Annotated in this window: 18 protein-coding genes; 8 read left to right on the top strand and 10 right to left on the bottom strand. The window is 42.5% G+C overall.

All coding sequences use genetic code 11. The annotated features are described in order from the left end of the window. Positions 1-52 precede the first annotated feature (52 nt). On the top strand, positions 53-1,489 hold the full coding sequence (locus LKE33_01530) for an aldehyde dehydrogenase family protein (protein MCH3949607.1): 1,437 nt from the start codon (positions 53-55) through the stop codon (positions 1,487-1,489). A gap of 433 nt (positions 1,490-1,922) precedes the next feature. Here LKE33_01530 and LKE33_01525 read toward each other — a convergent pair whose 3' ends face one another. Continuing rightward, positions 1,923-3,272 carry an ISL3 family transposase gene (locus tag LKE33_01525; protein ID MCH3949606.1) on the bottom strand — a complete coding sequence of 450 codons (1,350 nt, stop codon included), beginning with the start codon at positions 3,270-3,272 and terminating at the stop codon, positions 1,923-1,925. Positions 3,273-3,510: 238 nt separating this feature from the next. Between LKE33_01525 and LKE33_01520 the strand changes: the two genes are divergently transcribed. Together LKE33_01520 and LKE33_01515 are read left to right on the top strand one after the other, a co-directional pair. Continuing rightward, positions 3,511-4,536 carry a hypothetical protein gene (locus tag LKE33_01520; protein MCH3949605.1) on the top strand — a complete coding sequence of 342 codons (1,026 nt, stop codon included), beginning with the start codon at positions 3,511-3,513 and terminating at the stop codon, positions 4,534-4,536. Positions 4,537-4,547: 11 nt separating this feature from the next. Beyond that, positions 4,548-5,891, top strand: a complete 1,344-nt coding sequence (locus LKE33_01515; GenBank protein MCH3949604.1) for a hypothetical protein — start codon at positions 4,548-4,550, stop codon at positions 5,889-5,891. 559 nt (positions 5,892-6,450) lie between these two features. On the opposite strand, the gene LKE33_01510 is transcribed toward LKE33_01515, so the two are convergent. From LKE33_01510 to LKE33_01500, 3 genes are read right to left on the bottom strand one after another with little or no spacing between them, the layout of a single operon-like run. After that, a complete protein-coding gene (locus LKE33_01510) occupies positions 6,451-7,245 on the bottom strand; it encodes an SDR family oxidoreductase (GenBank protein MCH3949603.1) in 795 nt (264 codons plus the stop codon). A 21-nt stretch (positions 7,246-7,266) separates the two neighbouring features. Next, complete coding sequence (locus LKE33_01505) at positions 7,267-8,178, bottom strand: fumarylacetoacetate hydrolase family protein (protein ID MCH3949602.1); 912 nt, start codon at positions 8,176-8,178, stop codon at positions 7,267-7,269. Positions 8,179-8,214: 36 nt separating this feature from the next. Beyond that, positions 8,215-9,390, bottom strand: a complete 1,176-nt coding sequence (locus LKE33_01500; protein MCH3949601.1) for a pyridoxal phosphate-dependent aminotransferase — start codon at positions 9,388-9,390, stop codon at positions 8,215-8,217. Positions 9,391-9,564: 174 nt separating this feature from the next. Between LKE33_01500 and LKE33_01495 the strand changes: the two genes are divergently transcribed. Both LKE33_01495 and LKE33_01490 read left to right on the top strand, forming a co-directional pair. Further along, positions 9,565-10,515 (top strand): LysR family transcriptional regulator, encoded by a 951-nt coding sequence (locus LKE33_01495; protein ID MCH3949600.1) that lies wholly within the window; start codon positions 9,565-9,567, stop codon positions 10,513-10,515. Between the two features lie 291 nt (positions 10,516-10,806). Beyond that, positions 10,807-12,435, top strand: a complete 1,629-nt coding sequence (locus LKE33_01490) for an IS1182 family transposase (GenBank protein MCH3949599.1) — start codon at positions 10,807-10,809, stop codon at positions 12,433-12,435. Between the two features lie 256 nt (positions 12,436-12,691). On the opposite strand, the gene hutH is transcribed toward LKE33_01490, so the two are convergent. The 5 genes from hutH to LKE33_01465 all read right to left on the bottom strand — a co-directional run bounded on the left by hutH (position 12,692) and on the right by LKE33_01465 (position 20,162). Then, complete coding sequence (hutH, locus tag LKE33_01485; protein MCH3949598.1) at positions 12,692-14,230, bottom strand: histidine ammonia-lyase; 1,539 nt, start codon at positions 14,228-14,230, stop codon at positions 12,692-12,694. Between the two features lie 98 nt (positions 14,231-14,328). Beyond that, positions 14,329-15,633, bottom strand: coding sequence for a sodium:proton antiporter (locus LKE33_01480; GenBank protein ID MCH3949597.1), 1,305 nt, complete (start codon positions 15,631-15,633; stop codon positions 14,329-14,331). Between the two features lie 212 nt (positions 15,634-15,845). Then, complete coding sequence (locus LKE33_01475; protein ID MCH3949596.1) at positions 15,846-18,293, bottom strand: AAA family ATPase; 2,448 nt, start codon at positions 18,291-18,293, stop codon at positions 15,846-15,848. 62 nt (positions 18,294-18,355) lie between these two features. Then, positions 18,356-19,705, bottom strand: a complete 1,350-nt coding sequence (locus LKE33_01470) for an ISL3 family transposase (protein ID MCH3949595.1) — start codon at positions 19,703-19,705, stop codon at positions 18,356-18,358. 76 nt (positions 19,706-19,781) lie between these two features. Continuing rightward, positions 19,782-20,162, bottom strand: coding sequence for a hypothetical protein (locus LKE33_01465; protein ID MCH3949594.1), 381 nt, complete (start codon positions 20,160-20,162; stop codon positions 19,782-19,784). Positions 20,163-21,221: 1,059 nt separating this feature from the next. Here LKE33_01465 and LKE33_01460 point away from each other — a divergent pair. From LKE33_01460 to LKE33_01450, 3 genes are all read left to right on the top strand, one after another. Further along, positions 21,222-22,994 (top strand): urocanate hydratase, encoded by a 1,773-nt coding sequence (locus tag LKE33_01460; protein MCH3949593.1) that lies wholly within the window; start codon positions 21,222-21,224, stop codon positions 22,992-22,994. 165 nt (positions 22,995-23,159) lie between these two features. Continuing rightward, positions 23,160-24,410, top strand: coding sequence for an imidazolonepropionase (gene hutI / locus LKE33_01455; protein MCH3949592.1), 1,251 nt, complete (start codon positions 23,160-23,162; stop codon positions 24,408-24,410). 77 nt (positions 24,411-24,487) lie between these two features. Further along, positions 24,488-25,081 carry a cyclodeaminase/cyclohydrolase family protein gene (locus tag LKE33_01450; GenBank protein MCH3949591.1) on the top strand — a complete coding sequence of 198 codons (594 nt, stop codon included), beginning with the start codon at positions 24,488-24,490 and terminating at the stop codon, positions 25,079-25,081. Here LKE33_01450 and LKE33_01445 read toward each other — a convergent pair. Beyond that, entirely contained in the window at positions 25,033-26,382 is a 1,350-nt protein-coding gene (locus LKE33_01445) for an ISL3 family transposase (GenBank protein ID MCH3949590.1), read from the bottom strand. The two genes, LKE33_01450 and LKE33_01445, sit on opposite strands and share 49 nt — an antisense overlap. Between the last annotated feature and the right edge of the window lie 49 nt (positions 26,383-26,431).

Genomic DNA, 26,431 nt, shown 5'->3' with positions numbered 1-26,431 from the left:
TAAGAATGTTTAGACAATTTTATTTAAATGTTTAAAAAAGGAGATTGATATCATGGCTAAGGAAGTAACCCCTGAACAGATTGCAATGATTGATGAGATGGTAGCACGTGCTCATAAAGCACTTGACGTCATCGCTACCTATGATCAGGCTCGTGTTGACAGACTTTGCCAGGCAGTAGCGGCAGCTGTCTGCGACATGAAAGTATGGGGCCCGATTTGCGACGAAGCTGTTGCAGAAACGAACTTGGGTGATAGAATTTCTAAGAGAAATAAGAGAAACAAAATCAAATTAATTCTGAGAGATTGTCTGCGTCAGCCCAGCGTGGGCATTATTGAAGAAATTCCGGAAAAGGGCATTGTAAAATATGCAAAACCGGCCGGCGTCATTGCTTCTCTGGTACCGACGACGAACCCTTGCCTGACACCTGCTGGTCAGATTGTATATGCAATCAAGGCAAGAGACGTTATGATTTGCTCTCCGCATCCTCGTGCAAAGAACGTAACCAACAAGTGCATTGATATTATTCGTCAAACGCTGGTTAGAGAAGGTGCTCCCGCCGATATTATTCAAGGCATTAAAGATCCTTCCATTAACTTGTCTAAAGCGCTGATGGAAAGATGCGATCTGGTTATTGCTACCGGCGGTCGTCCAATGGTTAAGTCGGCATATTCTTCCGGTACTCCTGCATATGGCTCCGGCGCAGGCAATGCAACGGTTATTATTGATGATACGTGCAATACTCCGGAACGTCTGAAGGAAGCTGCGGAGAACACTCGAATTTCTAAGACTTCCGACTTTGGATCCGGCTGCTCCTGCGATGGTAACCTGGTCATTCATGAATCTATTTATGATGATTTTGTTAAGGCATTGGTAGCAGAAGGTGCTTATCTTGCAAATGAAGAAGAAGCGGAAAAGCTGAAGAGAGTAATGTGGGACGAAAATGGTCATCGTCTTCCGAATACCGTTGCAATCAGTCCGCAAAAGCTGGCATTGACTGCTGGGTTTGAAATTCCGGAAGATCGTAAGTTCATTGCAGTAACAGGCGGCGGTATCAACGACATCGGTAAAGATCACTTCTTCTCCAGTGAAAAACTGACCACACTGCTGGCCCTCTTCAAATACGAAGGCGAATTTGAAAATGCTCTGGATATGATGAGAAAGATCTTTGATGTTGGTGGTAAAGGCCACTCCTGCGGTATCTATTCCTTCAGCGACGATCATATCAATCGTCTGGGGCTGGCTGCTCCTGTATCCCGGATTATGGTTCGTCAACCTAATAACAAGGGTAACGCAGGTTCGCCGACAAATGGTATGCCTCCTACCTCCTCCATGGGCTGCGGTACCTGGGGCGGCAATATCGTATCTGAAAATATTACCCTGAAGCATTATATGAACACAACATGGGTAGCTCGTCCAATTCCGAAAGATCTGCCCAGCAATGAAGAACTGTTTGGCGATTTCTTCAAGCCTGGCATGGATGAAGAATAAAGATTGTTTCACCCCTAACTTTCTCAATCCTAAGTGAAAAAGGCTGCTGCATACGGTAGTTTTTATTACCGGGTGCAGCAGCCTTTTTCGCTTATAATACGTAGTTAAATGATTTCTGCTATGACTGCACGTTATTACCGCCAGAAAATACAGGGTGGGAGCAGCAAAATTTTAGTAAATGAGGATGATGAGTTTGTTGAATCCTTAATCTGAGTGCGTTGTGGTTTGAAAACCGTCGCTTCATGCACTATTTGTAATTGAGGCTGACGGGGAAACGTTTCTGCAATAGATTGAAAAGTTATAACAGCACGGCAATTGGGTCCCTATTTTAATGAAAGGGTATAGAAGATATCTATCAATCTGATTTAAACCTAGTATTGGACGGGAAAAAAGAAAGCCGATATCATGAATTGGGATACAAAAATTAGGTTCTTCACGGTTTTTTCGGGAGTATACCCCTTACGGTCGGAATTGAGAGGTAGCGAATTAACGTGAAAAAGTACTCATCATCTCTGTATCCGTACGCTCTTCTTTTGGCCACTTTAATCTTGTTGTTGAAGCCTTCAAGCTTCCCTGTGTTTATCGGGTACAGGGCATGGTTCACCAGACCGTCTATCCTTGGCAGCTTAATCTTAGCAAACCTAACCAGGGCCGGAATCCCGCTGCCTAGTGCAGCTTTAAACCAGCGCTTCCATCCTGCAAGAGCCTTGTCATAGTCCCTTAATTCATAGAGGGCTACCATCTCTTCCTTCATGGAATAACATATTGCCAGATCCTCGTGCTCTGCAAAGATGGCCTGCAACGCTTCTTTGCTCTTAGGATTCAGCCTATCTTCATTGGTGAGTAACGGCCAGCGGACTTTCTTCAATGTGCGGTAGTTCTTCTTTTCCTCGGATATCCGCTCTTTCAAAGCCGGCTTGTCTTCAGCACTTGCGTCTTTTAATGCTTCTTGCATGTCGTTGGCTTTATCCCTATGCATTCTGGCCTCATCAAGTCTTACTACACCTAATACTTCCTTCCCGAATTGAGCCTGCATGTGGTAACGATCATACACGACCTTAGCTTGCGGCAGATGTTCTTGTACCAGCTTGTTGTAGGAAGCGTTCATATCCATGGCGACTGCCTTGACCTCTGTCAGCTTTGTCTGATCATATTCCTTGAAGAAATGCTCGAAGTCAGCTATCGCCCGACCTCTGCCAACCCAGAGAATATAACCTGTCGCTAAATCCATGACGCAAGTGGCATAGGTGTGTCCCTTATGGATAGCAAACTCATCGATGGCCAGGAAACGGGGCTTGTAAGAGGTCAGCTCCAATTCCATTTCATATTTATCGAGAGATTCGTCCATGAGCTGTTTGTGGACATAGCGAACCGTGCTCCAGTGAATTCCTGACATCTTGGCAATTGCATTGGCAGGGATTCCATTACGAAGCAGCGTCTCAATCCAGAGAGAAGCTCTCATGGTAATGCGAGTTCCTGGATATTTAAAGGGAATAGGCTCAGTGATGGTTGCATGGCAGCAGGAGCAACGGAAGCGATGCCCTTCAAAGCGGATCATCCTGGTATGCTCAGGATACGCAGGAAAACTTTTCAAGTAGGTGGAAAATGGCTCGTAAGAATACATTTTCTGACCACATTTAGGACAACGGAAGTCGGTATATTTCTTTTCACTGCAAATAACAATCTCCTGGCTGTCATCAAAAGGGTCTTCCGGCATGAAGACATTGTAAAAGACATCTTGACATTCTGCATTATTTTGAATAGTGTAATTAGTAAAGGACATTTTCTCCTCCCAAGGTATGGTTTCGACGATTATATTTTGGAGGAGTTAATGTCCTTTTTCAATAGTCAAATGTCTTTTAGTCCACAAATTTCCGTGAAGAACCAAAAATTATGATATGGAATAACACAAAAATACAGAATAATCTGTTTTATTAATTAAAATACTTCTTTTAAGTAAGCTTTTATTTATTTTGCCGGTCTTCACAGAAATCTTTAAAACTATGGAGGTGCATGTTATTGTGTGGAACAAGATGGAGAGAATGATGAGTGTGATGAAAGGTGAAGTCCCAGATCGCCCTCCTGTCACGGCATACCGCCATTTTCCGGGGATGGAAGTGAAAGCGGAAGATATAGCTAAATGTATGGTCGAGTTTCAGAATGAATATGATTGGGACTGGATGAAAGTCAATCCCGGTGCTGTTTATTACTATGAAGTTTGGGGCAACAAATACAATTATGAACATTATCTTGGAAATGTGCCGGAAAAATTAGATTATGCCATTCATAATCTTTCTGATTTTGAAAAAGTGGTGGAATATCCTGGTGATTACAGCCGGTTCGGAGATCATGTGAAGGCTATCCGGTTAATCAGGAAACAGATTCCGGCAGATTTGCCAGTCTTCCAGTCTGTATTTGCCCCTATAGCCGTATTGTTGAACCTGTGTGGGGATAAGAGCCCGGGTCGTTATCGGGAAGCACCGCGGGAAAAATGCGTCTTGCTCCCTTATTTCAGAGAGCACCCGGATGTAGTTCACCATGCCCTGAAAAATATTGCCGTAACCCTGGCTGACTATGTTACTAAATGCTTGGAAGCCGGTGCCGATGGTATCTTTTTCGCAGAGATGGGGCTGGCCCGCGAGGGATACCTTACGTATGAAGAATGGAAGGAATTTGTCGTACCCTATGACAAAATCGTGCTAGAAGCACTGAATGGCAGGCCCTGCATCCTACACACCTGCGGGATTTACGGGAATCCGAAACGGTTTGTTGATTATCCCATCAATGCCCTGCATTGGGCTGAAACCGCTCCTGGTAATCCGCCCATTATAGGCAGTGAATCCTGGCTGGGTAAAATCGCGGCTATGGGCGGTGTTAATGAGAATCTATTTGGTACAAATGCCGCAGAAAAAATTGGTGATATGGCCAGAAAGTCTGTCGACGGCAACCGTCAGCGGCCATTTCTCTTGGCACCGGAATGTACAGTACCTATCAATAGCTTGAAATCGGAACTGCTCGCATTGAAAAGTGCTTCTATGGATGAATAGGAGGTGCCTGTATGTCAATCGCATCGTTATTTACGGATATGGGTGTCATGAGTGTTTTTCTTTTAGTCGGACTTGCCCTGCGTGAAATTTTTAAACCTTTTCAGAAGTTTTTTATTCCAGCTTCTATGATTGGCGGTATCCTGGCTCTGATTATGGGACCTCAGGTACTGAATTTGGTCCCTATCCCCAAAAGCTATTCTTCCTTGTCAGGAAATCTGATTAACTTGATTCTGACCTGCTTGGTTTTTGGTGTCACTATCAACAAGGACAAGATCGCCAACTATCTTGATTATTGCTGCCTGGCTACAAGCTTGAAAGGGGCTCAACTGGCACTTGGCGTTGCCGTAGGTGCCGTGTTGAACATTTTTTGGACCGACTTGCCTAAGGAATGGGGAACCATGGGTGTTTTCGCTTTCCTTGGTGGGCATGGGAATGCGACAGCCGTTGGTAAGATTTATGATCGTCTCGGTGTCCCGGGCATGATGGATATGGGTATCGTATTATCGACTATTGGACTTTTAGCAGCTATCATCGGCGGTATCATCCTTATTAACTACGGCGCAAGGCGCGGCTGGACCGCCCATATCAAGGCTAATGATGGAGCGAGAATCGGCGTGGGGAAGGCGATTCTGCCGCCGGAAAAACGGTTTCCTATTGGTATGGCTCGTGTTATGAATGACTCCATGAATAACCTGCTCCTGCAATTTGCTTTCCTGATGACTGCTATGTTGCTCGGCAGCGGTGTATTTAAATTTTTGGGAGCTTATGTAAATCCTTTCTTTAAGACATTTCCACGTATTATTAATGGAGTGGTTGGCGCAATTATTATGTGGCCGGTTATGCGCAAACTCGGGCTGGGTGATTTAGTTGATAGAAAGACCATTTCAGCGATATCCGGTATGTCCCTTGATATTGTCGTCATGGCTGCTGTGGCAACGATGAACTTGACTTTCGTAGCTACCCATGCAATGCCGATTGCCATTTACAGTATCATCATGATTCTATTTACGGCCTGGTACTGCATTTTTTATGCCAAACATACGAGTGAACAAGACTGGTACGAAAAGGCAATGTGTGCCTATGGGATGGGAACGGGAACAAGTGCTACCGGGCTTGCCCTCGTTCGTGCTATGGACCCGGATGCCCAGAGTGTTGCTATGGAGGCCCATGGCGTGCATAATGGGACTACGGCACTTCTGACTTCCACGTACTTCCCCGCAGTTGTCCCTATGATGGCTATTGCCAATATCTGGACAGCGGCTGGCCTGGGTGCAATTTACGCGGTTGGTGCTTTTGCTGTTGGCTGGGTTCTACTGCGCAAACGCGTTGCGCCGCTGCTTAAGTATCGTCAGTGATAGACCACTGTGGAAACATGTCTGAGTGAAATATAAAGTAAGTATAGTAAGAAGGTAAATCCAACTTTAGAATTTATCATCTTTCGACGACCATGAACCTTCGAAAAAAAGGCTGTAAAAAAAGCGCTTTTAGCTTTTGGCCTCTGGCATATAGCCTCGTCTGCAGCAGTGTGTTAAACTTTTGATTCAAGTGAAATATGATATAAAACCTGAAATTTAGCAGTTAACCTAAATTTCAGGTTTTATTTTAAAAAGGCGCTTTTAGCCTTTTGTTTATGGCATTTAGCATTGAATCGGTACTATCTTCCGCCACTTCGTGGCATCCTCCTTCCGACTGCGTGGAAGGAGGTCCCAAAGGAATACCCAATCTGACGGTTTGGTTTAATGAAAGGTCATTTTTTTTCCACGGGCGACCCGCGGCCAGCGACCGGCGAGCAAAAAGGGCTGTGAAACAACGTGCAGTCATTGTTTCACAGCCTTTTTTAATTTAACTTAAAAGAATACCGCTTAAGATGCTTGAGGGAGTCCGGCATTCTTTTAAGCTGGGAAGATGGAAAGCTTAGTAAGCCTGGGTCATAGCACCGTCGCAGAGGAGATGCTGTCCGGTGACAGCCGTATTGGCGGCAGAGCAGAGGAATACTGCCATGCGGCCATATTCGTCAACTTGCTGATAGCGCTTTTGCGGGAAGCTGGCGCTGTCGCGTTTGGTGTATTCTTCTTCGGAAATTCCGAGCTTGGAACCGCGGATTCCGTTCAGGTACTTAATGCGTGCCGTATAGATGCGGCCCGGCCCCATGACGTTGACCAGAATACCATACTGCCCCAGTTCGCGGGCGAGGGTCTTGCTCATGCCGACCACACCCATACGGAAAGTGTTGGACAGAATCAAGTTATCCAGGGCTTGTTTGATGGAGGAAGAAGTGCTGTTGAGGATTCTGCCTTCGCCGGCCTTCTTCATGAACGGCAGTGCAGCACGGATGGAGAAGGTGTAGCTGTGCAGGCACTTTTCGTAGCCATCAGCCCAGTCTGCTTCGGTCAGATCTTCAAAATGACCGGCTTTCGGACCCGGGCAGTGGTTTACGAGTGCGTAGATACCGCCCAACTTGGTACCGACTTCGTTTACCATCTTTGTGATGCTTTCGGGGTCTTTGACGTCATAAGTGAAAATATAAGGACGATTGCCTGTTTCTTTCTCAATATCAGCCTGAGCCTGTTCCAGATCCTTCATGAAAGCCGGAGCCGTGGCAATAGCTACGGTAGCGCCTTCACGGGCAAATTCAGTGGCAATACCTTTACCGATACCGGAAGCAGAAGAAAGAACGAGAGCAACTTTACCTTTTAATCCTAAATCCATGATCAATTCCTCCTTACTGAATCAATGCTTTTTCAAATCGATAACGGGGTTTTTCAGCGGTTCCATGGCAAAGCCGTTCGGGCCGTAGATGCGGCATTCGGCAATGTCGCCTTCCTGGATATGGAAGGCACGCGGTGTACCGGTAGAGAGCACATCCCCGGCATACCAGCCCTGGATGCTGCTGTGCAGCGAAATCAGACGAGCCGGTTTGTGGGTCATATGATCAACGGTATTTTTGGCATGAACCTCACCGTTATGGACACTTTGAATTTCCAGTTTCAGTACATCCGGCACTTCGTCCGGCGTTACCAGTTCCGGGCCGAAGGAGAAGAAAGTCGGGAAGTTTTTCACGATGGTGAGGTAACGGGGATTTCCTTTCAGGTAATCATTCCCTTTCAGGATGGATTCTTCCGTCATATCAAGAATCGTGGTGTAGCCGACAATGGCGTCCTGCCAATTTTCTTCAGATACATCGCGGCAGTCTTTGCCAAGGATGATGCCGAGTTCTGCTTCTGCTGTCGTCTTCTGGGCTTCTTTCAGCTTGGGCAGATAAATGGTGTCGCCCGGGCCGATCAGCGTATCCGCCATCTTGAAGAAGCTGCCGGGGAAGCCGACAGGAGGCGGCGTGCCGATATCACCGGCGTGATCGGAATAGTTCAGGCCGATACCAAAAATCCGTTTCGGATTGCGGTAGAGCGGACCATAGACGCATTTTTCATACGGGACGGCATCCAGGGTATCGAGTTTTTCTTTGCCGCCTGCGTTATACCACTTCGTGATTTCAGGAATGGCCTGGGCCTGAATCAGTGCCATCATATCCAGCGGATACTTGGTGTTCAGGGCTTCGTTCAAGGTGCTGATGGTAACAACACCATTTTTGGCTTTGGTGCCTGCGACTTCCAGACCAAAAATTTTCAGGGTAACAAGACGCATGATGCAAACCTCCTCAAAAAGTTGCTTTATCGATTGTTATTTTGCCTGCAGTTTGGCAATTCCGGCAGCCAGACGGCGGCAGCCTTCTACGACATCATCATAGTTGGTGGCAAAGGACATACGGATGTAGCCTTCTCCGCCAGGACCGAAGACGTTGCCCGGAACCAGGGCAATCTTGGCATTTTCCAGCAGCCAGGCTGCCAGTTTTTCGCAGTCCATCGGAATCTTCTTGCAGTTGATGAAGATATAGAAAGCACCTTTCGGCAGCGTGCAGGAAAGGCCGGGGATAGCGTTGATGGCCTTGACGGCGTAGTCGCGGCGGCGCTTATATTCAGCGACCATTTCCTCGACTTCGTCTTTTTCGTCGCGGAGAGCCGTGATACCGGCAATCTGGGTCATGTGGTTGGCGCAGGTAGCGCAGTGCTGATGGAATTTATTCAGCACCTTGATCCATTCTTCCGGTGCCGCTACGTAGCCGAGACGCCAGCCGTCCATAGCGTAGGCCTTGGAGAAACCGTTCATTGTGAAGGTGCGTTCCTTCATGCCCGGCAGGGAAGCAATGCTGACAGCTTTTACTCCGTCGTAAACAATGCGTTCATAGACTTCATCGGAAATGACCATGAGGTCATGCTTGATGCAGATGTCAGCCAGTTTTTGCAGGGTATCTTTGCTCAATACGCCGCCCGTCGGGTTCGTCGGAGTGACGATAACGACAGCCTTTGTCTTGGGCGTAATCTTGCTTTCCAGCGTGTCAAGGTCAATCTGGAATCCCGTCTCTTCGGTCAGGTCGTACAGTACAGGAACGGCACCGAGCAGTTTCGGTACGTTGATGTAGTTCAGCCAGACCGGATTCGGAACGAGAATTTCGTCGCCCGGATTAAGCACGGCTTCCAATACAGCCATAACGCCTTCGGAAAGACCGGCCGTAACCAGGATTTCTTCTGCTTTATAAGGAATGTTGTTTTGTTTTTTCAGCTTGTCGGCAATGGCCTGGCGCAGTTCCATCAGACCATAGTTCGAAGTGTAGTGGACTTTGCCGTCACGGATGGCCTGGATGGCGGACTCTTTAATATAGGCCGGCGTATCAAAATCGGGGCGCCCGATTTCAAAATGGATGACCTTTTCACCGGCGCGCTCCATGGCGAGCGCTTTTTCGTTGACTTTCCGGATACCGGAAGGAACCAGTTGATTCATTCTCTCTGCAACTTGCATTGATATGATCTCCTTTCTGACAATTCCATAAATTGGAAGATTCATACGAAGTTGGACAGTCCTTAAAACGATTGTCCCCTTTTCCTTTATGATATAATTTTAAATAGAAACCGGCAAAAAGTAAAAGACGTAAAATATGAAATCATTATATGGTTTTACCTATAGGAGGCCGTGATGGCAGATTATAAAGAATATGTGTACGCGGTATATAAGGAAAAAGGCTTTTCCAAAGCGGCACAAAAGTTATTCATTTCCCAGCCCTGGCTCAGTGCCGTCGTGAAGAAAGAAGAAGAACGTATCGGGGTCCCGATTTTTGACCGGAGCAGCAAACCGGTGTCACTGACGCCGGAAGGAAAATACTATATTGAAAAAATTGAACAAATTATGCAGCTCGAGAAAGATTTGGAAAACCATTTTAAGGAGCTGAGGCAACATGGCCACAAGGAAATCCATATAGGGAGTTCCATGTTTTTTTGCACCTATGTGCTGCCGAGACTGATGGAAGACTTTCAGGGGCAGCATCCGGACGTGACTTTTACCTTTACGGAAGGTGAACCGGAAGGACTGACTCATAAATTGATGACAGGAGAAATCGATTTGATCCTGGAAGCAGAAAAAACTGATTCGCCCGATCTGGAGTCTCAGCCATGGAGAAGCGAGGAACTCGTCATGGCGGTGCCGGCGACTGATCCCATCAATAAAAAACTGCGTCCGTACTGCTACGACTTTGCTTCATTCCTGAAACGTCGGCAGCCGGGCTGCGCCAAACCGCGCGTGCCGCTGAAAAAATTTGCCAAGGCTTCTTTTTTATTTCTGAAAGAAGGCAACGACAGTCACGACCGGAGCCAGGCCATGTGTCGGGAAGCAGGCTTTGAACCGCAGGTCGAAATGTATGTGACACAGATGATGACTGCATATTACCTGGTCTGCGAAGGCAGAGGCATTGCCTTCCTGCGGTCCGCTATTCCGGAGTCTGTGTCCCCGACAAGTTCGGTCTGCTTTTACCAGATAGACAGCGAGCTGGCCATGCGGGATATCTATCTGACCTATATGACGCACCGTACAAACCCGCTCATCGATGCGCTTTTGGAAGACCTGATGAAAGATACGGTGGGGGTGTTTTGAAAAAGTCATAAGGGCTGTGAAGCAATGATTATTCATTGTTTCACAGCCCTTATGACTGATGGTAGATAGCATAGCTCTGCCTTTGGCTTAACTAAAATGGCTGTTACATTATAAAATTAATAATAAATGTAAGAGTCGCAGAATCAGATAAAAAATAATTAAATTCTTGATTTTCAGGTATAACTTGTGAAAGTTGAAAAGGGGCTGTCGCATTTTGCGACGGCCTCTTTTGTATCAAAAGCAAGGCGCGGCCTCATTGAATGAGACCGCGCCTTGGTGTAGAATTTAAATATGCAAAAAAACAAACCTACACAAAAGGATTATACAAAAATTGGTAGTTCTTATCAACTTTTTCTTCCTCTAAATTTTGAAGTACAAATCCCTAATGACGATCCTGTTCGCTTGGTGCGTGCCATGGTAGAAGGGATGGATGTAAAGGCATTGTATGACACGTATTCTCATGTCGAGAATAAATTAACGTCACCAATTCAGCTGCTGGAAATCGTCATTTATGCATGTATGGAAGGAATTCGTGGTTCGCGTAAGATAGAGCAATCCTGTAAAAGAGACACTCATTTCATGTTTCTCTTAGATGGGAAAAAAGCTCCGGATAATGCAACCATTGCAAGATTTTGTTCCCTCCATCTAAAACCATGTATCAAGAAACTCATGATTCAGATGGATAAATGGCTGCTGGCTCGCGGTTTCATCACTCTGGATAGCCTGTTCATCGATGGGACAAAAATTGAATCTGTGGCAAACAAGTACAAATTTGTTTGGAAAAACAGAGTCTTAGGCAGCCAGAACAAACTCATAGAGAAACTGGAGCAACTGGTTCCCGAAATCGAGGAACGTTTCGGAATCAAGGTCTGTTACGGAAACACTTTCCACATCCGTCATTTAAAGAAGCTCCTAAAAAAACTGCTTGTCATAAAGCGGGCTGAGGGAATCGAGTTTGTTCACGGATGTGGGAAAAGAAAGACCATTCTACAGAAGTACTATGAGATTTTAGCTAACTATCTCAAACGGCTTAAGGTGTATACGAAGCAGCTTCACATCTGTGGGGAACGGAACAGCTTTGCCAAAACAGACCCGGATGCTACCTTTATGAGGATGAAAGAAGATGCCATGCTTAATGGCGCCTTAAAGCCGGGATACAATGTCCAATATGCAAACAATTCCGGTTTTACCTTGTTTGCAGATGTGAGTGCACATCCCACAGATATGCGGACACTCATTCCTTTTCTTGAAGGATTTGAAGCCCACTTCGGTCAGAAATTTGCAAACATTGTAGCCGATGCAGGCTATGAAAGCGAAGAGAACTTGGTCTGGCTGAAGAAGAATCAGTATACTTCATATATCAAGCCTAACAATTATGAAAGAAGCAAGAGGAAAAAGTATAAGAACGACATCGGCAAAGCAGAAAACATGACATATTTGCCTGATCAAGACATGTATATCTGTAAAGGTAGGAGACTGCTGAAAGTCAGCAAAGTAACCCAGGTAAAGAACCGGTCGGGATATGTGTCAGAGAAAACATATTACGAATGTAAGGACTGCAGCGGTTGTCCCTACAAGGAACAGTGCATCCATGGGAACAATTGCAGGACACCTATGGAGAAAAGAAACAAGAAATTAGTGGTCTCGAAGAATTTTGCTGCATTGAGGGCAGAATCCCTGAAGAACATTACTTCCGAATATGGTAAGGAACTGAGGATGAACCGCAGTATACAGGCAGAAGGAGCCTTTGCGGATCTCAAGGATTCATTAAACGTCAGAAGATTAGAAACCCGAGGCAAAGGAAATGCCCTGGTAACAGTGGGAATATGTGCCATGGCACGGAATGTCCTGAAGGTCCATCACAAAGTTCAAGACGGCAAAGAGGATTTGCACTTATATCCGCTGAAAAAAGAGGCCTAAAAGATACAAAAAGAGCGCTCGAAAAAAAGCAACTTAGGGTTGCTTAATTTCGTGCGCCCTTTTTTCATCTCAAAACATATCCAACTAAAAAGTAAGGCAAATTGGGGCCTTTAGCAAGTTATTTCAGGGATTAAAAATCGGTCACTTGCGACAGCCCCTTTTGCAAAATCGCGAAAAGTCTGAGGGAAATTTATAATACTGCAAGAAGAAAATACGAGATTGTTTTTACTTCCCCATATTTTCCCCACAGTTTGGATTAATGTAATTTCCCAATGGAATTTTCTATTAATTTCACCAAATCTCCGTGGTAAATGAGTTTATAGGATTTTTCCATATCTGGATAGATTGCTCTATCATCTTTCATGTAGGAAACATCTTTTCTTAAGTAATTGTAGCTAAATTTACCAGGGTCACTTAATAATGAAACTCCATTTTCACGTAAATCGATTCCTTGTGCAGCGCAGATAAACTCAATAGAAAGTACATGGAATGCGTGCTCTATTATCTGGCGGGCCTTTCTTGCAGCTATTGTTCCGAAACTTACGTGATCTTCTTGGTTTGCAGATGTTGGAATGGAATCTACGCTAGCAGGATGCGCCAATATTTTATTTTCTGAGACCAAAGCTGCAGCACAGTACTGCGGAACCATAAATCCACAATTTAGGCCACCGTTTGCAACCAAGAAGGCTGGTAATCCGTTACTTAAAGCTGGATTAACCAGGCGCTCGATTCTTCTTTCTGACACATCGGCTATCTCAGCCATAGCAATTCCCAAAGTATCCATCGCAATTGCTACTGGTTGACCGTGGAAATTTCCGCCAGAGATGATATCACCATTATCGGTAAAAATAAGAGGATTATCAGTAGCAGAATTAATTTCGGTAGTAATTACGCTTCGTACGTAGTCTAAAGCTAGACGACTTGCTCCATGGATTTGAGGAATGCATCGTAAGGTATAAGCGTCCTGTACTCTTTTTTCTCCTTGCCGAGTGGTTAATTTGCTACCATGTAATAGCTTTCTAAGATTGTATGCAACGTCAATCTGTCCGCTGTGGGGTCTAGCCTTATGGATTCGTTCATCGTAGGGATCTGATATGCCGGTAAGAGCTTCACAAGTAAGTGCTGATATGATATCGGCGGTTTTTACGACATTGTAAGCATCATATACTGCGATAGCTGCTACGCCCATCATTGCACAAGTTCCGTTAATTAAGGCTAGACCTTCTTTAGCTGTTAATTTGACGGGAGTTATACCTGCCTTATTCATGGCATCTAAACCCGAAACGATTTCACCTTTGAATTCAGCCTCGCCTTCACCGATAAGTGGCATTACCATATGGGCAAGAGGACACAGGTCCCCGCTAGATCCTACAGAACCCTTTTCCGGGATTACAGGATGAACTCTCTTGTTTATCATGCTGACAAGTGTTTCTACAGTCGATAATCTAATGCCAGAATATCCTTTTGCCAGCGCATTCACCCTTAACAGCATGATAGCGCGGACAACTTCGGTTGGAAATGGATCTCCGACACCAACACAATCTGCAAGAATAAGGCGTAGCTGTAATTCATTCAATTGAGAATCATCAATTGCGACGTTTTCAAACTTGCCAAAACCCGTATTAAGTCCGTAGATAGGTTCATTTTTAGCCATTGCTTTTTCTACGGTTAGGCGGGAAGAAGTAATTTTTTCTTTTGCTGCCGGTGTTAATTCTACATGTGCATAGTTTCTTGCAACATCAACTACATCCTCTATTGTGAGGTGTTCTCCGTCGACACGTATAATTTTATCCATAGGGAAGTGACTCTCCTTTCTTGCTTATAACAAAGTGAGGTTAGTAAAACAGAGCAGTGAGATAACTTAATGCGATAGCTCATATCTACAGCGGAAATCTATAGGACCAAAGCACCGATAAATCCTGCAATTGCCAGCGGAATGTTATAGCAAAGAAATTGCGGAATGCAGGTATCTCTAATATGGTCATGCTGACCATCTGCGTTAAGTCCTGCTGTTGGACCTAAAGTTGTGTCTGATGCAGGGGATCCCGCATCTCCCAATGCGGCTGCACACGCAATCAGGCAGCAGCAAGCTCCTAAACTGAAGCCGGTTTTCTGCATCAGCGGCACATAAAGTAGAGCAATTACCGGAACTGTACCAAAGGATGTGCCAATACCCATGGTAATAACCAGGCCAATGAGAATGAGCACAATTGCAATTACGGCCTTATTTGTACCTAATATGGCCAAGGTGTCTTCAATCAGAGTCTTTACAGCTCCAGTTGATTTAATAACTCCTGCATATCCGCCGGCAATCAACATAATAAAGGCAATCATACCCATCAATTTTATACCCTCGGAAGTTATAAAGTCAGTCTTATCCAGTTTGATTGCTCCTCCGACGATAAGTACGAAAATGCCTGCTAATGCGCCGTAAGGCATCATACCGGTCCATAATTGGGCGACGACCGTAACAACAACTGCTACCAACGACACCCACTGAGCATGGCCCATTTTCAAGTTATCATATGTGTGATCGAGTTCAATATCAATATCTTTATAGTCACGAGGTTTTCTATACACATATTGAGAAATGAAAAGTCCTGCTAACATTCCGATTCCAAGAATCCAATTGTGTTTCCAAACATCGCTCATAGCAATTGGCCAACCATTTTCCGTCATATTGCTGGCAATAATGCTGTGGAAAATGATGCCGTAGCCAATTGGTATTGTGATATACATCGCTTTTAAACCGAAGCCTAACGCTGTGGCAGCAGCTCGTCTATCAATTCGTAATTCGTTCATAAGGTGCAAAAGTGGCGGCACCAAAATCGGAATGAACGCAATATGAACTGTAATTAACGTTCCAGAAATGCATGCGCATATGCAAAGTGTCGCTAAGAGGGCTGCACGGCTTCCCTTAACTGCAACAGTAACTTTCTTCGCCAATAGTGCTGCTAGGCCAGTAAATTCAAGCGCTGCTGCAAAAGTTCCTAAAAGTAAATATGCGAGGGAATTCTCTGCATTACTATTGAATCCTGCAAGCAAGGTTTTCATAATTGTGTCTATCCCTTGTCCAGCAGTTAGTCCTCCGACTATTGCAGCGACCAAAAGGGAGAGTATAACATTAAGTTTTAATAAACATAAGGCACACATAACAATAACAGATATTGTTATTGGATTGGTGATAATCGACAGCATAAAATATCGCCTCCATTTCATTCCAACCGTATTGTTCACTCGACTTAGAATCAAAAAAGTTTAACAGGTCGTATTTTGGTTTACCTCTGTACTCGTGGCAAGTGTTTAATCTGACCTTCAAGCTTAATTAATTCCTACATTAGGAGTCTCTTACAATGAGTATATGAAACTATCGGCGATGTTGCGTCGAGAAAATATCGAATAATGCCAATCTAGCTTGCTTGATGTGTTTGTAGTTTTTTATTCACTTCCTCAAGCAATGTAAGTGTTAGAGGATTTTTTCCTATGTTGGCAAAACTAGAAGCCCTATCATAAAATTTCCTTGCACTATCCCAGTGTTCTTGCTGAATTTCCAGGAGAGCTTTATAGGCATTTGCTTTTGCTTTACCCCAAAGAGCATCTGTCTTATCAGTATATTCCAAAGCCTTGTCAATATATTTTTCAGCTCTCGGAAAGTCATTTTCTCTGTAATAAAGTTGGCCGACGTTCAATAAAAATATGGCAACGCCACTAAAGGAAGGCTCATTTTTTGTATATTCTATAGCTTTAAAAAAATATGAAAGGGCAGCCTTTGGTTGATCGGTCATCTGCTTGCATTCCCCTATGTAATTTGAACATGCAGCAAGAGCAATATTAGTATTATCTTCATCAATATCTTCCTCGGAGAGGGAGGTTGTTATTTGAACGAAAATTTCTTCTGCCTCTTTATACCTATAATTTTTCATCAAAAATAAACCCCTTAATCTCTTGATTGTAAAGATAATAGCTTTATCATATGTATTGGTTTGTATAAGTTCTTCGCATAAAGTGAGATAATCATTAAACATTTTTAGATTATTGACCTGAATAGCGTGAAAAATCATTTGTAAATAATTCTTAAGTAGGTACTCGCTATCTTTTCGCTGAAGCGCTATAGAAATACTGTTACTAATATTTTTTAGACCGTGGTCAAAAGATCCGGAATATAAATCGTAGCGACCTATTAAAAATTCGACTTTCATTTTTAACAAATCAGCATCTGGTACTGACGCATCCAGAGCCCGAATTTTTTTTGCTAAAGAAATAAGAGCATCAGAGGATGAGAGAGGCTGTAGACGAATAGAAGCACAACTCTCTGTATTTAGCGTTGAAGGATATATTTCATTCTGAATTGTAAATATGTTGTAGAAGTATTCGAGCTGGTAATTATATGCTTTATAGAGGTTGTTTGCGCCAGTAAAGTGATGTATTAAACTAGGCAGCAGGCGACTCGCATGGTTTGTACTATAATCTTTTTCATATTCTTCAGCTATAATTGAATGCATTATAATTTTTTTGTCTGGAAGTAATTGATTATAAATATAGTTCCTGATAAGTTGGTGAGAGAATGCGTAGCCGTTATTGAAATAAGTATTATTGAAACAAATTAATTGACAATACAATAAATGCTCTATATCCATTAAAATTAAATTCAAGGACCTATGATCAAAAATCTGTAGATCTCTCAACGTAGCAAAACGGGGAAATAAAGAAATAATATTCAGAATATTTTGCTCTTCAGTAGTCAATTCTAAAAGACGATTTTGTATCATAATTACGGTCTTACGTGTAAGACCTGGATTAGGGTTATCTGGATTGTAGTCTTTTAAGAATTCTAGGAGAAAAAGGGCATTGCCAGCAGTATTGTCATAAATAGAATCCACGTTTTTTTTCTCTTTGGCGAGAGCTGGATGATAGGTAGCGATGATTTTTTTGCTCTCTTCATATGTAAATCGACTCAAAGGTATCTCCGTTAAAAGATCTCGTTTATATAATGAATTTATTATTTTATTACTTTCACTGGATAACTCATTTCGGGCTGCTAAAATTGCCAAAAGGCAATTATTCTTTCCCCATGTTATGATATTCGCCAATAAGCGTATACTAGCGTAATCCATCCATTGAATATCATCAATAACCAGAATGATTTTTTTGCTGTCTCCTATGAATTCACGAAGCCTGTCAAATGCAATCTTAATATTTTGCTCAAACTGAGTGGCAAAAAGCGAGGATGGAATATTAATATCTGTTGACTTATGCGTGATTTCTGTTGTTTTATTGAGAATAAATAATTCTATTTGAGCTAATAAATCACTCCAAGGACGTAAATATAAATCAACTTCAGATTGGACACATTGATATCTGAGGACGACAGCTGATTTTGGATTAATGGCGCTGCTGACTTGGTAGAGAAGTGCTGATTTTCCGACCCCCGCTTCTCCGGTGATTAATAATGATGAATAGTTATTTCCATCCATAAAATTGCGAAAGTCATCCGTAATCAAAGAAATCTCATTATCTCTGCAAAAAAAGGATACAGGGAGGTGAAATTTACTATTTTGTTCTCTTCGGTTTATTCTTAATAGGCTTTTTTCATTAACTATAGCTGATAGTCGACCATCGGGCTCATCTTCGTATTCCTCTTCTATCATTTTTTTGTAATTATTAAGGAGTTTTTTAGCTGTGGCAGGGTATCCTGCGTTCATAATGTGCTCTAGGAGTTGTTTCATTACTTCATCATCGAAAATCTTGTAATCAATTAGTAAATTTCCAATTCTATTGAAATCTTCTGCATTATCTTTAGTATTTATCGATTTTAATTTTTCGTGAACGCAATCTATGAAATAGTTCTGGATGTCCAATCTTACTTGATCTACCCATTCATCGAATAAAGGGCAATCTTTTATATAGAAAAAATGGTTCTTCACGGTTTTTTCGGGAGTATACCCCTTACGGTCGGAATTGAGAGGTAGCGAATTAACGTGAAAAAGTACTCATCATCTCTGTATCCGTACGCTCTTCTTTTGGCCACTTTAATCTTGTTGTTGAAGCCTTCAAGCTTCCCTGTGTTTATCGGGTACAGGGCATGGTTCACCAGACCGTCTATCCTTGGCAGCTTAATCTTAGCAAACCTAACCAGGGCCGGAATCCCGCTGCCTAGTGCAGCTTTAAACCAGCGCTTCCATCCTGCAAGAGCCTTGTCATAGTCCCTTAATTCATAGAGGGCTACCATCTCTTCCTTCATGGAATAACATATTGCCAGATCCTCGTGCTCTGCAAAGATGGCCTGCAACGCTTCTTTGCTCTTAGGATTCAGCCTATCTTCATTGGTGAGTAACGGCCAGCGGACTTTCTTCAATGTGCGGTAGTTCTTCTTTTCCTCGGATATCCGCTCTTTCAAAGCCGGCTTGTCTTCAGCACTTGCGTCTTTTAATGCTTCTTGCATGTCGTTGGCTTTATCCCTATGCATTCTGGCCTCATCAAGTCTTACTACACCTAATACTTCCTTCCCGAATTGAGCCTGCATGTGGTAACGATCATACACGACCTTAGCTTGCGGCAGATGTTCTTGTACCAGCTTGTTGTAGGAAGCGTTCATATCCATGGCGACTGCCTTGACCTCTGTCAGCTTTGTCTGATCATATTCCTTGAAGAAATGCTCGAAGTCAGCTATCGCCCGACCTCTGCCAACCCAGAGAATATAACCTGTCGCTAAATCCATGACGCAAGTGGCATAGGTGTGTCCCTTATGGATAGCAAACTCATCGATGGCCAGGAAACGGGGCTTGTAAGAGGTCAGCTCCAATTCCATTTCATATTTATCGAGAGATTCGTCCATGAGCTGTTTGTGGACATAGCGAACCGTGCTCCAGTGAATTCCTGACATCTTGGCAATTGCATTGGCAGGGATTCCATTACGAAGCAGCGTCTCAATCCAGAGAGAAGCTCTCATGGTAATGCGAGTTCCTGGATATTTAAAGGGAATAGGCTCAGTGATGGTTGCATGGCAGCAGGAGCAACGGAAGCGATGCCCTTCAAAGCGGATCATCCTGGTATGCTCAGGATACGCAGGAAAACTTTTCAAGTAGGTGGAAAATGGCTCGTAAGAATACATTTTCTGACCACATTTAGGACAACGGAAGTCGGTATATTTCTTTTCACTGCAAATAACAATCTCCTGGCTGTCATCAAAAGGGTCTTCCGGCATGAAGACATTGTAAAAGACATCTTGACATTCTGCATTATTTTGAATAGTGTAATTAGTAAAGGACATTTTCTCCTCCCAAGGTATGGTTTCGACGATTATATTTTGGAGGAGTTAATGTCCTTTTTCAATAGTCAAATGTCTTTTAGTCCACAAATTTCCGTGAAGAACCGAAAAAATTTAAGAATATACCATAGGAACACTTTAAAATATTTTCACTGAAAAGATTCTTATAATCGACGTAGGATATAGTTGAAGAGTTAATGCTTATTGTATTTTTACCGCCAATGAGGATAATATTTTTTCCCAATAGCTTTTTTATGTGATACAGGGCATCTCTAAGATTTTTTCTTCCAATATCTTCAGAACAATCAGTCCAAAATATTCCAATTGCCTCATCTCTACTTATTGTTTCTTTGGCTACTAAATAGTAAAAAAGACCTTCTGCTCTGCGATATGGAAAAGATACAAGTTGATTATTTTTTTTGACTTGTGCTTTTCCTAACATTTCAACACTAATAGACATACTCGTACCTCCTTCTTATAAAACTAAAGGAAATAAAACTCATGTTATATATACTTTTAATGCGTAGAACGTGATTGTTGCGATAATTTGGTATATTATGTTTTTACAAAAAACATAATATACTGAATATTCTAATCATTATAGCGAAATTTAACTGCTTCTGAATTGCCAGATAGACCCAAATTATTTAGTTGGAGATTATCACTATCTGATATTTTAATGATCTAATATGGAGAAAAAATAAACATAATGTGATATAAATTTAAAATGTTTTTGAAATATAGTACCATGATATCATAATCTGTGATTTATTTAAAAGGTAAGATGAAAAAGATTATTTTAAAAGTATAAAAAGTAAATAATAATACATAGTATAAAGAATAATTAATTGTTTTAAATGTTTATAAGTGAAACTCGACATGTATGTGTAGTACTATAAATAATATTTTAGAAGAACAAAAATTAGTGTGTAGGACAATAACTTTATTGTCACATATTACGAAAGTTTCTGTACTGTGCAAATCAACTGTGCAATAGCTGATAGTATAATATCGGAACAAAAGCAGTTGTGAAGTAATTGAGTACCGATGCCATATCGGAGCTCAACTAATTCACAGCTGCTTTTGTTTGCATTTAAATGGATACTGGGTGTACATAGAAGTTAAAGCTAAGTATTGTTAGAGCCCAGCTGAAACAGTATAAAGCACCTAATCTTCGATTGAAATGACTGGTCGGGACTCAAATTAAGTTCCTGAATGGGGCAGTCATAATGACTTATTGGCCTATGAACCGTAGCAGGCATGCGCTATCTTAGAAAAAGTCATAGAACTTAAATAAAAAGTGTAGAGGGTATAATTTTTCATGCAGTAAGAACGGAGACGCTCTATTCCAATGGAAACAGAGTACCAACTCATTGAAAACATATCGACGATAGAATCCGAAAAATAACAAAAGTTTCTTCGACGAACCCTCGACTTGATAAAAATATAATGCAAGTGTACTCGTGGTTAGAAAGATTTTTTCAAACCAAATTTAATTTACGAAATGGAGGAAAAGAAAATGACTCAAAATGGTGGCAACATGTTTGCACCGAAGGCTGGCAAACCCGAAGTTCTGTTTTCGGTAAAGGCACAAAGAGGCGGTTTTGATAAGCCTGAAAGCTTACGCTGCAAAGGATGGAAGCAAGAAACGATTCTGCGTATGCTCGAAAATAATATGGAAAATGCGGAATCTCCTGAACTTCTTATCATCTATGGCGGTAACGGAAAATGCGCCAGAAACTGGGAATCGTACTATGCAATTATTGAATCGTTGAAAACCCTGGAAAACGATGAAACGCTTGTTGTTCAGTCGGGTATGCCCGTTGCAGTATTTAAGACGCATACATTAGCTCCTAGAGTTGTAATGGCTACTACCAACATTATGAAGGCGACCTGGGAACGCTTCTATGATTTGCAGGATAAGAATCTTACGATTTTCGCACAATATACGGCGGCTCCTTGGGAATATATTGGAACTCAGGGCGTAATTGAAGGTACTTTTGAGACATTGTCTGCTATCGTTTTGAAAAAAGGTTGGGAAAATGATATGCACGGAAAGATCTTTATGACTGCTGGTGCTGGCGGAATGGGCGGAAACCAGACATGGGCAGGTAAGATGCATGGTGCAGTCGTTATTCTTGCTGACGCAGATGAGAGAGTAATCGACCGACGCATTTCTAAGAATTATATGGATATTAAGGTCAAAACCCTTGATGAAGCTTGGAAGATTGCGAAAGAGCACGTCGCTGCTGATGACCCGATTTCAATTGCAGTTATCGGAAATGCTGCTGATATTTATGAAGAAGCTCTCAGAAAGAACTATATTCCTGATGTTGTTACTGAAATGTGTCCGTGCCATGACCCAATTTCTTACATCCCTTCAGGGTATACCGGTGAGGAAGCCGATAAATATCGTGGAGAACATCGCGATAAATATCTGAAGGATGCAAGAGAGACGATGAAACGCCAGTTGAGAGCTATGATTGCTTTCAAAAAGCGTGGCGTCGAGGTATTTGAATACGGGACAAGTATCAGAAAAGAATGTATGGATGCTGGTATGCCAGAAAAAGAGGCCAAACAGATCGAAGGCTTTGTAGCTGCTTACATCAGACCTTTGTTCTGTGAAGGACGTGGGCCGTTCCGGTGGACTTGTATTTCTGGGGATCCGCAAGATCTTGCACGGCTTGATGATTTGGCCCTTGAAATTTGTAAGGGCGATAAGCTTGTGGAACGCTGGATTAACTTGGCTAGAAAGCATCTTCCTATTGAAGCACTTCCTGCTCGAATCTGCTACATGGGATTTGGTGAAAGAAAGAGATTCGCTCTTGCTGTTAATGAATTAATTAAAAAAGGCGAGGTTAAGGGTCCTGTTGCTTTCTCTAGAGACAACCTTGATTCCGGTTCTATCGTCAATCCGACATTTGAATCCGAAAACATGCCTGACGGCGGCGACTACATTTCCGACTGGCCAATGCTGAATGGTTTGCTTGACTGTGCCGCTATGTGTGACCTTATCGCAATTCAAGCTAACTACTCCATGGGCGAAGCTGTCCATACTGGCGTAACAATGATCGCAGACGGAACCGATGAAGCAGACTTCCGTTTGGCTGCGTGCATGACTACTGACTCTGGAATTGGTGTTGTACGTCATGCTCAGGCAGGCTTCCAAACCGCGAAAGATGTTTGCAACGGAAAAGGAAAGATTGCTGGCGGTGAAAGCATTAAAGTTCCTCTGTGGTGGGAACCCGCAGATAAAGTTACGTTTGGCCCAGAAGGTGAATACGTCCGCTAATAACACGCAATGTGTTATATAAAGCAAAGCGTTAAGAGGTTATTTTAATCTCAACTTTGGTGGATTAAAGTAAACAGGTTCATAATAACTACAGTTTCTCATAGATGGGGGAGGAGGTAACAGGTTTCCTTCCCCATCCTTTTGTTGTAAGTAAGGGTGATTTCTATGAGGTTTACAAATTGTGTTCTTATTAAGAATGCTAGTCAAATTTTAACGATGCAGGGTGAAAGTAATCATAATGTTGGAATGATTGAGAACGGCTATTTATTTGTCCGTAACGGAATAATAGAAAATGTTGGTTACCAGAAAGATATGAATCCAAATTTGGAATCAGAACCCGATGTTAAAATAATTGATGCTTCAGGAAAAACACTAATTCCAGGTTTTGTAGATGCTCATACTCATGTAGTATTTGGGGGTTCACGTGTTGCAGAATACACTGTTAAATTAACGGATTCTAATCCTGAAACATTAAAAAAATTAGGAATTGAAACTGGCATATATGCATCCGTTCATATGACACGTGACCTTCCCTTGGAAAAACTTGCAGAACAGTCAGAGGGCAGGATGCGTCGTATGATGATTAATGGTACGACTACATTAGAGAGTAAAAGTGGTTATGGTTTAACATTGTCATCAGAAATGAAAATGCTAGAGGTAAATAAATTATTAGGAACCGTCTTGCCTATCGATATTGTGTCGACATTCTTGGGTGGTCATGGCTGGGATGAAAATATGAAAAAAGAGGAATACATTGATTTTCTATGCAATACTATGATTCCTCAGGTTGCGAAATTTAAAATGGCGACATTCAATGATGTCTGGTGTGATGAAGGGCATTTTACGGCTGAAGATAGTCGAAAAATATTATCCACTGGATTAGAATATGGGCTCATTCCAACCATACATACAGATGCTTACTCGTATATTGGCGGATCCGACCTTGCTGCCGAAATGAAAATGGCATCTGCTGTACACCTCAACTATACTCCACAAAGCGTTTTTCCGAAGCTAAAGGAAGCAAATGTTGTAGGGATTGTTTTGCCTGCAATTGATTTTGCTGTAAACCATCCAAAACCTTTTAATCCCAGACCAATGCTTGATTGTGGGATGACTTTAGCGCTGGCAACTAACTGTTGTCCTGGTAATTGGTGTGTATCTATGCCTTTTGTGTTGACATTGGCATGCCGGCGTCACGGATTTACTCCTGCAGAGGCTTTTAGGGCAGCTACTTATGGCGGAGCTAAAGCTCTTACCTTAGAAGATAGAGGCGTACTGGCAAAGGGTAAGGTTGCAGATTTGATTTTGTTGAATACACCTAATTTCGAAAATCTAATATACCAATATGGCGAACAATTGATCGAATTGGTTATTAAAAACGGCGAAATTATTGTTAGAGATGGGCATATCCAATAGCAGTATTTGTAATAGTGACTTTAATATTTTGAAAATGGTATTGAAAGTTTAATAAGGGTACCCAAAAAGGAGAAAAAATGAAAAAAGATGTTCTCGAGATTCTGAAAAAGTTACTTGACTCGAATGATGCTACGGTTGGAGGTGGTGCCGGGTCTGCTTTAGCATCTGCAATCGCGGCAAGTACGATTTCCATGGTGGCTAAACTTTCAATGAAGAAACCAGTTAATTTTGACGAAAATAAATATAAAGCTATATCTGAAGATGCAGATAAATTATCCATTGAACTACAAAACGGTTGTATAAAAGATCGGGAGGCTTATTGCCAAATTGTTGAGGCATTTAAGCTTCCTAAAAGCAATGATGTGGAAATAACTCAAAGAAAAAATGCAATACAGCTTGCTGCAGTAGGTGCCGCTGAAGTGCCGAGAGATAATGGAAATTTGTCAGTTAGGGTTTGGAAATTAGGAAAAATGCTCTTAGGCAATTCAAATCCGGCATGTCTTTCTGATTTGTTATTTGCTATTTATATGGCTGAAAGTGCGATAAAAGATTGTGCCTTAAATATCGAAGCAAATTTGTCATTGATTAAAGACGAGACCATAGTTCTTAAATTTAAGGTTCTTCACGTTTTTTTCGGGAGTATACCTCTTACGGTCGGAATTGAGAGGTAGCGAATTAACGTGAAAAAGTACTCATCATCTCTGTATCCGTACGCTCTTCTTTTGGCCACTTTAATCTTGTTGTTGAAACCCTCAAGCTTCCCTGTGTTTATCGGGTACAGGGCATGGTTCACCAGACCGTCTATCCTTGGCAGCTTAATCTTAGCAAACCTAACCAGGGCCGGAATCCCGCTGCCTAGTGCAGCTTTAAACCAGCGCTTCCATCCTGCAAGAGCCTTGTCATAGTCCCTTAATTCATAGAGGGCTACCATCTCTTCCTTCATGGAATAACATATTGCCAGATCCTCGTGCTCTGCAAAGATGGCCTGCAACGCTTCTTTGTTCTTAGGATTCAGCCTATCTTCATTGGTGAGTAACGGCCAGCGGACTTTCTTCAATTTGTGGTAGCTCTTCTTTTCATTGAATATCTGCTCTTTCAAAGCCGGCTTGTCTTCATTGCTTGCGTCTTTTAATGCTTCTTGCATGTTTCTGGCTTTATCCCTATGCATTCTGGCCTCATCAAGTCTTACTACACCTAATACTTCCTTCCCGAATTGAGCCTGCATGTGGTAACGATCATACACGACCTTAGCTTGCGGCAGATGTTCTTGTACCAGCTTGTTGTAGGAAGCGTTCATATCCATGGCGACTGCCTTGACCTCTGTCAGCTTTGTCTGATCATATTCCTTGAAGAAATGCTCGAAGTCAGCTATCGCCCGACCTCTGCCGACCCAGAGAATATAACCTGTCGCTAAATCCATGACGCAAGTGGCATAAGTGTGTCCCTTATGGATAGCAAACTCATCGATGGCCAGAAAACGGGGCTTGTAAGAGGTCAGCTCCAATTCCATTTCATATTTATCGAGAGATTCATCCATGAGCTGTTTGTGGACATAGCGAATCGTGCTCCAGTGAATTCCTGACATCTTGGCAATTGCATTGGCAGGGATTCCATTACGAAGCAGCGTCTCAATCCAAAGGGAAGCCCTCATGGTAATGCGAGTCCCGGGATATTTAAAGGGAATAGGCTCAGTGATGGTTGCATGGCAGCAGGAGCAACGGAAGCGATGCCCTTCAAAGCGGATCATCCTGGTATGCTCAGGATACGCAGGAAAACTTTTCAAGTAGGTAGAAAATGGCTCGTAAGAATACATTTTCTGACCACATTTAGGACAACGGAAGTCGGTATATTTCTTTTCACTGCAAATAACAATCTCCTGGCTGTCATCAAAAGGGTCTTCCGGCATGAAGACATTGTAAAAGACATCTTGACATTCTGCATTATTTTGAATAGTGTAATTAGTAAAGGACATTTTCTCCTCCCAAGGTATGGTTTCGTCGCTTATATTTTGGAGGAGTTAA

The sequence above is a fragment of the Acidaminococcus sp. genome (genome assembly GCA_022482815.1).
Classification (GTDB): Bacteria; Bacillota; Negativicutes; order Acidaminococcales; family Acidaminococcaceae; genus Acidaminococcus.
Note: the sequence above shows the minus strand (reverse complement) of the source record. Positions and strands in the feature narration are given on the sequence as shown.